Genomic DNA, 8,027 nt, shown 5'->3' with positions numbered 1-8,027 from the left:
CGGGTGGGCGGCTGTTTGCCGGGCTGGCCGTAACGGCGCCGTCTAGTGCGCCCGGTGCGGCAGCCGGCGCTTGAGCCACTGCAGCAGGTCGTCGATATAGGTGAACACCACCGGCACCACCAGCAGGCTCAACGTGGTGGAAGTCAGCAGCCCGCCGATCACCGCGATCGCCATCGGCGAGCGGAAGCTCGGGTCGGCGCCCAGCCCCAGCGCGATCGGCAGCATGCCGGCGGCCATGGCGATGGTGGTCATCAGGATTGGCCGCGCCCGCTTGTGGCAGGCATCCACCAGCGCGTCGAAACGGCTCAGGTCGCGCTCGCGCCGTGCCATCACCGCGTATTCCACCAGCAGGATGGAGTTCTTGGTCACCACCCCCATCAGCATCAGCAGGCCGATGATGGATGGCATCGAGAAGCTGTTGCTGGTCAGCAGCAGCGCCAGGAAGGCGCCGCCCACGCTCAGCGGCAGCGCCGCCAGAATGGTCACCGGCTGCAGGAAGTCATGGAACAGCAGCACCAGCACCACGTAGATGCACAGCACCCCCACCGCCATGGCGCCGCCGAAGTTGCCGAACAACTCGGCCATGCGCTCGGCATCGCCGGACGCGCGCTGCGTCACCCCGGCCGGCAGCGCCTTCAGCGCCGGCAAGGCATTCACCTCCTGCTGCACCTCGCCCATGCTGCGCCCGCCCAGCTCCACGTCGATGGTGATCTGGCGCATGCGGTCCAGACGGTTGATCTGGCTGGGGCCGCTGCCCATGCCGATGCTGGCGATGCTGGCCAGCGGCACGTTGCCGCTGCTGGCCGCCACCCGCAGCTGGCCGATGGCGTCCAGGTTCTGCCGGCTGGCGTCGTCCAGCCGCACCCGCACTTCCACCTGGCGCTGCGGCAGGTTGAGCTTGGCCAGCGAGCTGGAGAAGTCGCCATAGGTCGCCATGCGCACGGTGGACGCCAGCGCGCTGCTGGTCACCCCCAGCTCGGCGGCGCGGGCATTGTCCGGCGTGATCTGGATTTCCTGCTGCTGCTGGCTGGCATCCGACACCACCGAGCCCAGCCCCTTCAGGCCGCGAATCTGCCGTTCGACAGTTTGCGCGGCGCTGGTCAGCACCGTGGCATCGTCGCCCACCAGCGTCACCTGCAGTTTTTCACCAGTGTTTTCGCCGCCGACGCTGATGCGCGCCCCCGGCAGGGTTTTCAGTGCCGCGCGGATGCGGCCTTCGATCGCCGCCTGCTTCTCGCTGCGTTCGCCGCGCGGGGTCAGCGTTACCGTCAGCGTGGCGGTATTGCTGTCGTTGCTGGTGGTGGCACCGGGGCCGCCGCCGCTGGTGGCGGTACCCACCGAGCTGAACACATGGCGCACGCCGCTGAGGCCGACCATGCGCTGTTGCGCCGCGGCGGCCGCGGCCCGGGTCTGCTGCAGCGTGCTGCCCGGCGGCAGGCTGATGCTGACGCTGGTGCGCGCCAGATCGCTGGCCGGCACGAAGCCGGTGGGCAGCAGCGGCACCAGGCTCAGCGAGGCGATGAAGAACGCCGTCGCCGCCGCCACCGTGGTCTTGCGATGCGCCAGGCACCAGCGCACCCAGCCCAGGTAGCGCGTCATCAGCTTGCCGTCTTCGGCCCGCTCCGGATGCGCTTTCAGCAGGTAGGCGGCCATCATCGGCGTCAGCAGGCGCGCCACCAGCAGCGAGGCCAGCACCGCCACTGCGGCGGTCATGCCGAACTGGCGGAAGAAGCGCCCGGTGATGCCGCTCATGAAGGCGGTGGGCAGGAACACCGCCACCAGCGTCAGCGTGGTGGCCACCACCGCCAGGCCGATCTCGTCGGCGGCCTCCGTCGCCGCCTGCTTCGGCGTCTTGCCCATGCGCAGGTGGCGCACGATGTTTTCCACCTCGACGATGGCGTCGTCCACCAGGATGCCGATCACCAGCGCCAGCGACAGCAGCGTCAGCGTGTTGAGGCTGAAATCCCAGTAATACATCATGCCGAAGGTGGGAATGATGGACAGCGGCAGCGCGGTGGCGGACACGAAGGTGGCGCGGCTATCGCGCAGGAACCACCACACCACCAGCACCGCCAGCGCCGCGCCTTCCAGCAGCAGGTGCATGGAGCCGTCGTAGTTGTCCTCGATCGATTCCACCGTGTTGTAGGCCTCGGTGAACTGCACGCGCGGGTAGCGCGCCTGCAGCTGCGCCACGGTGGCGCGCACGCGCTCCACCACCGCCACTTCGCTCTCGCCCTTGCCGCGGGTGATCTGGAAGCCGATCACCGGCTTGCCGTCCAGCATGGCGTAGGTGGTGCGCTCGGCATGGGCGTCGCTGACGGTGGCCAGCTGGTCCAGCCGCACGTGGCGGCCGTCGCCCAGCGGAATCGACAGCGCGGCGATCTCGTCCACGCTGCCCACCGCGCCCAGCGTGCGCAGCGACTGGTTGGCGCCGGACAGCCGGCCCTGGCCGCCGGAGGCATCCTTCTGCACCGCGGTGAGCTGGCTGGCGACGGTGGAGACGCTGACGCCCAGTGCGTTCAGCCGCACCGGGTCCAGCGCCACCAGTACCTCGCGGTCCACGCCGCCGACACGCGCCACCTTGCCCACGCCGCTGGTGGACAGCAGCGCCTTGTTGACTTCGTTATCGACAAACCACGACAGCGACTCCTCGCTCATGGTCGGCGCCGCCACGGTGTAGGTGACGATGGCGCTGCCGCTGGTGGTCACCTTGGACACCGTCGGCGTTTCCATGTCCGCCGGCAGCTCGCCCTTGACGCTGTCCACCGCGTTGCGCACCTGGTTCAGCGCTTCCTCGCTGTTCTTCTCCAGCGCGAACTCCACGCTGATGGTCACCGAACCATCGGTCACCGTGGTGGTGATGTGCTCGATGCCGCCAAGGGTGGCCACCTCGTCCTCGATCTTGCGCGCGACCTCGGTTTCCAGCTGCGACGGCGCCGCACCTTCCAGCGAGGCGCTGATGGTGATGGTGGGGAAATCCATGTCCGGGAAGTTCTGGATGCCCAGCTTGTGCAGGCCGAACAGGCCGGCGGCGCTCAGCACCACGAACAGCAGGATGGCCGGTACCGGGTTGCGGATCGACCAGGCGGAGAAATTCATGCCGCCTCCTTGCCGCGCACCACACGCACGCTGTCGCCATCATTCAGGAAGCCGCCGCCGCTTTGCACCAGCTGCTCGCCGGCCTTGACCCCGGACAGCAGCTCCACGCGCTGCGCCTGCCTGCGGCCAACCTTGACCTCGCGCTGGGTCACCACCGCGTGGCTATCCACCACGAACACATAGCTGTGGCCATCGCGCACCACCACGGCACTGGCCGGCACCGTTTGCGCCGCGGTTTCGCCCAGCAGCAGGCTGCCGCTGGCATACATGCCGGCGCGCGCCGGGCTGTCGGCGGCGACATCGACATACACCAGCGCCATGCGCGTGCTGCTGTCCAGCGCCGGCGCCAGCTGCCGCACCTTGCCGCTGACCTGGCGGCCATCGCTCAGCGTCAGCAGCGCCGGCTGCCCCGGCTTGACCAGCGCCAGCTGCTGCGCCGCCACTTCGGCGCGCCATTCCACCCGGCGCTGGCGCTGCAGGGTGAACAGCTCGCTGCCGGACGACACCACGGTGCCCAGCGTGGCGCTGCGCTTGGTGATCACGCCGTCGTCCACCGCCACGATGCGGGTCTGCGCCAGGGTGATGCGGGCGCTGGCCAGCTTGGCCTCGGCCGACGCTACCCCGGCGACGGCGGTGTCCACCGCCAGCGCGTACTGCTCGCTCTTCTGCGCCGACAGCGCGCCGCTATCCTTCACCGCCTGCGCCCGTGCCAGATCGGATTTGGCGCCGCTCAGGGTGACCCGCGCCTCAGCCAGCGCGGCCTCGGCCTGACGCACATCGGCGGCCACGCCGGCGCTGAACAGCTCGGCCAGCAGTTGGCCGCGTTGCACCACCGTGCCGACATCGGCATGCAGCGCGGTAATGCGCAGGCCGCCGGTTTCGGCGCTGATGCTGGCTTCCTGCCACGCCGCCAGCGCGCCGTTCAGTTGCAGCTGCTGCGGCCAACGTTGCTGCTGCGGCTGCACCACGCTGACGGTCAGTGCGGCACGGTCGGCCACTGCCGGCTGGCTGGCGGCGGCCGCCGGTTTGGCCGGCAGCAGCAGCCAGCCGCCAGCGGCCAGCAACAACGCGGCGGCCACGGCGAGAGTGAGGGTGTGTTTGCGGGTCATGCTGGTTCTCCCTTGGCAATGGCGTTGCCGAGCTGCCAGCCGCCGCCCAGTGCCTTGTAAAGCGAAATGCCGTACAGCACGCGGTCGCGCTGCACGGTGATCAACGATTGTTCGGCCGACAGCGCGTTGCGGCGCGCGGTTTCCAGGTCCAGCAGGCTGGCGCTGCCGGCCTGCCACTGCTGCTGGGTGGCCAGGAAGTAGCGGCGATAGTTGGCCGCACTGGCGGCGACGCTGCTTTCACGCTGCGTGGCGCTATCCAGCCGCACCAGCGCCTGCTCGGTTTCTTCCACCGCGCTGCGCACCGCGCTCTTGTAGCCGGCCAGCGCGCTCTGGTAGTTGGCGCGGGCGGTCTGCACCGCGGCCTTGCTGCTGCCGCCATCGAAAATCGGCAGGCTCAGCGTGGGGCCGAACGACCAGCCCTGGCTGTTGCCACTGCCGCGGGTGGTGGTGCTGCTCAGGCTGCCAGTCAGCGACAGCCGCGGGTAGCGCTCGGCCTCGGCCACGCCGATCTTGGCGCTGGCCGCCGCCAAGCTGCGCTCGGCGGACACCAGGTCCGGGCGCTGGCTCAATAGCTGCACCGGCAGCGTGTTCAGCTGCAGGCCGGCCGGCTGCGGGATCGCCGCCGCGGTGGCGGCCAACTTGTCGCGCAACAGCGGCTCGGACAGGCCGGTGAGCGCCACCAGCGACTTGATGCTGACCTCGCATTCCGCCTGCTGCGCCAGCAGCGTGCTGTGCGCACTGGCCACGCTGGCATCGATCAGCGCGCCATCGGCCGGCGCGCTGAAACCGGCCGCCACCGAGGCGGCGGTAGTGCTGGCGGTCTGCTGCTGCGAGCGGTAGCTGTCCTGGTCGTGCGCCAGCTGCAGCTGGCAGGCGCGGTAGCTCACGTACTCGCTTGCCACCTCGGCCGCCAGCGACACGCGCGCGTCGTGCCAGTCGGCCTCGCTGGCTTCCACCGCGGCGCGGCTGGCCTGCTGGCTGCGGCGCACGCCGCCGAACAGGTCGATCTCCCAGCTGGCATCCAGCGCCGCGCTGCTGCTGCGGCCAACATTGCCGCCCTGGCTGCCGCTGCGCGTGTCGCTGCCGCTGGCGGTCAGCGTCGGCAGGCCGGACAGGCTGGCCTGAGTGTCACTGGCGCGGGCGCTGGCTATCGCCGCCAGCGCCTGGTCCAGCGTCGGGCTGTCGGCCTCGGCCGCCTTGAGCAGGCTGGACAGCGTCGGGTCATTGAAGCTCTGCCACCAGTCCAGCAGCGCCGTGGTGCTGCCGCCGTGCGGCAGTGCGGCCTGCCACTGCGCGTCCATGCGCACGGCCGGCGCCTGGTAGTCTGGCCCCACCGTGGCGCAGCCGGTCAGCGCCAGGCCCAGCAACAGCGGCAACAGGGAAAGTCGGAACGACATGCGGGGTGTCTCCACTTGAAACGGATAGGCCGAATGTTCTCTGCTTAGGCGGTAAAGCGCGGTTAAGCCAAGGTAAAGAAAGGTAAAGAGCCGGCGGCTAGGTAAAGACGTGTAAAGCCGCCCGACACCGTGCACGGCAGCGGCTATCATCAGGGCGATGATTTATCGAAGACAGGCAGCATGAACAAGGTATTGCTGGTAGACGACGACGTAGAGCTGAGCGCCATGCTGGCCGAGTATCTGGAGCAGGAAGGCTTTGTCGCGCAGCGGGTGCACGACGGCGCCAGCGGCGTGCAGCAGGCGCTGAGCGGCGACTTCGACATCGTGGTGCTGGACGTGATGATGCCGCGGCTGAACGGCGTGGAAGCGCTGCGCCAGATCCGCGCCCACAGCCGGCTGCCGGTGCTGATGCTCACCGCGCGCGGCGACGACATCGACCGCATCCTCGGGCTGGAGCTGGGCGCCGACGACTACGTGCCCAAGCCGTGCACCCCGCGCGAGCTGGTGGCGCGGCTGCGCGCCATCCTGCGCCGCGGCCAGAGCAGCGATGCGCCGGCCGGGCAGCTGGCGGGCGACGGCAGCCTGCAGGCCGGCGCGCTGCAGCTGTGGCCGGCGCGGCTGACCGCGCACTGGTACGGCCAGCCGCTGGCGCTGACCGGCAGCGAGTTCCGCCTGCTGGAAATGCTGGCGCGCCACGCCGGGCAGATCGTCAGCAAGCAGCAACTGTCCGAGGTGGCGCTGGGGCGGCCGCTGGCGCGCTTCGACCGCAGCATCGACGTGCACATCAGCAGCATCCGCCAGAAACTGGCCGCCGGCAGTGACGGCAGCTCGTGGATACAGACCGTGCGCGGCCAGGGCTACCAGCTGATCCGGGCGCCGGAGTAAGCATGGGCCGCCTGTTCTGGAAGTGCTTCCTGATCCTGCTGCTGTTCATCGCCGTGACGGTGGGCAGCATCATCGGCGCCACCTCGCTGTGGCGCTGGGCGGTGCCGCAGGCCGAGCGCAGCTTCGAAACCGAAAAGCTGGAGCTGGTCTTCAACGGCATCACCACCGCGCTGGCCAATAATGAAACCCGCACCGCGCACCAGCTGCTGCAAGGTTGGCCGCAGAGCAGCGCCCTGCCCTCGCCCTATGTGCTGGACGCCGCCGGCCGCGAGCTGCTGGGCCGCGCGCTGCCCGCCGCCGACATCGCCGATGCCCGCCGGCGCGCCGCCGGCGGCCAGCCGTTCAGCCGCAGCATCGCCGCCGCCGACGGCCGCCGCTACCTGCTGTTCGTGCGCAGCGACGACCTGGCGCACATGCTGCGCTTCGCCCACATCAAGCCGCCGCCAGCGCTACTGCCGATCTCCACCGCCCTCCTAATCAGCCTGCTGTGCAGCGCGCTGCTGGCCTGGCGCGCAGCCAAGCCGATACGCCAGCTGCGCTGGGCGTTCCGCCAGCTGGCCGCCGGCCGGCTGGACACCCGCATCGGGCCGCGCATGGGCCGCCGCCGCGACGAGCTGCGCGAGCTGGGCGGCGAATTCGACGGCATGGCGCAGCAACTGCAGCAGCTGGTCGGCGCGCAGCGCCGCCTGCTGCACGATGTGTCGCACGAGCTGCGCTCGCCACTGGCGCGGCTGCAAGCCGCCATCGGCTTGGCGCGGCAACGGCCGGACCCGGCGCGGCTGGACAGCACGCTGGAGCGCATCGAGCGCGAAGTGGTACGGGTGGACACCCTGGTGGGCGAGCTGTTGACGCTGGCGCGGCTGGAGGCCGGCTCCGGCCAGGTGGCACGCGAACGGGTGGATCTGGTGGAACTGCTGGCCGCCATCGCCGACGACGCGCAGTTCGAAGCCCAGGCCCTGGGCCGCGACGTGGCATTCAGCGGCGACGGCGAGTTCGTCGCCGAAGTCGGCGCCGAGCTGCTGTACCGCGCCTTCGAGAACGTGATCCGCAACGCGGTGAAGTACACCGCCGCCGGCACGCGGGTGGACATCCTGGCGCACAGCAGCGCCGATGCGCTGCAGATCACCGTGGCCGACCGCGGCCCCGGCGTGCCGCAGCACGCGCTGCAGGACATGTTCGAGCCGTTCCTGCGCGTGGGCGCCAACGGCCAGGACAGCAGCGGCTTCGGCCTCGGCCTCGCCATCGCCCGCCGCGCAGTGGAATCGCACGGCGGCCAGATCAGCGCCCACCCGCGCGACGGCGGCGGGCTGGAGGTGAGGATCAGTTTGCCGGCACAGTAAATCGCCCCGGCATGCCATGACATTAAGTTGATCTGTTGGCCGAATAAATCCAATGACATACAATACGCGATCGTCATTACCAGCCATCGCGTGCCCGTATGCCTCTTCCCGACCTGCTCGCCAGCTTCGCCTCCGCCTTCAACCAGGACCAGCGCCTGCTCACCCTGCAGTTGGGTGACGGCCAGCGCTGGGGCGAG

At 69.9% G+C, this 8,027-nt stretch carries 5 protein-coding genes; 2 read left to right on the top strand and 3 right to left on the bottom strand.

The window, feature by feature from the left end; translation table 11 throughout:
- Positions 1-42: 42 nt before the first annotated feature.
- From ACFOLG_RS11260 to ACFOLG_RS11250, 3 genes are read right to left on the bottom strand one after another with little or no spacing between them, the layout of a single operon-like run.
- Positions 43-3,099: an efflux RND transporter permease subunit gene (locus ACFOLG_RS11260; protein WP_386091772.1), complete on the bottom strand. Its 3,057-nt coding sequence runs from the start codon at positions 3,097-3,099 to the stop codon at positions 43-45.
- On the bottom strand, positions 3,096-4,208 hold the full coding sequence (locus ACFOLG_RS11255) for an efflux RND transporter periplasmic adaptor subunit (protein ID WP_386091770.1): 1,113 nt from the start codon (positions 4,206-4,208) through the stop codon (positions 3,096-3,098). Before ACFOLG_RS11255 ends, ACFOLG_RS11260 begins: the two co-directional genes overlap by 4 nt.
- Positions 4,205-5,605 carry an efflux transporter outer membrane subunit gene (locus ACFOLG_RS11250; protein WP_386091768.1) on the bottom strand — a complete coding sequence of 467 codons (1,401 nt, stop codon included), beginning with the start codon at positions 5,603-5,605 and terminating at the stop codon, positions 4,205-4,207. Before ACFOLG_RS11250 ends, ACFOLG_RS11255 begins: the two co-directional genes overlap by 4 nt.
- Positions 5,606-5,785: 180 nt before the next feature.
- Between ACFOLG_RS11250 and ACFOLG_RS11245 the strand changes: the two genes are divergently transcribed.
- Together ACFOLG_RS11245 and ACFOLG_RS11240 are read left to right on the top strand one after the other, a co-directional pair.
- The gene (locus tag ACFOLG_RS11245) at positions 5,786-6,490 is read left to right on the top strand and encodes a response regulator (protein WP_386091767.1); all 705 of its coding nucleotides are present in this window, start codon (positions 5,786-5,788) and stop codon (positions 6,488-6,490) included.
- A 2-nt stretch (positions 6,491-6,492) separates the two neighbouring features.
- Positions 6,493-7,830 (top strand): HAMP domain-containing sensor histidine kinase, encoded by a 1,338-nt coding sequence (locus ACFOLG_RS11240; RefSeq protein WP_386091765.1) that lies wholly within the window; start codon positions 6,493-6,495, stop codon positions 7,828-7,830.
- The last annotated feature ends 197 nt before the right edge of the window (positions 7,831-8,027 follow it).

Source organism: Vogesella facilis (assembly GCF_042648525.1).
Lineage (GTDB): Bacteria > Pseudomonadota > Gammaproteobacteria > Burkholderiales > Chromobacteriaceae > Vogesella > Vogesella facilis.
Note: the sequence above shows the minus strand (reverse complement) of the source record. Positions and strands in the feature narration are given on the sequence as shown.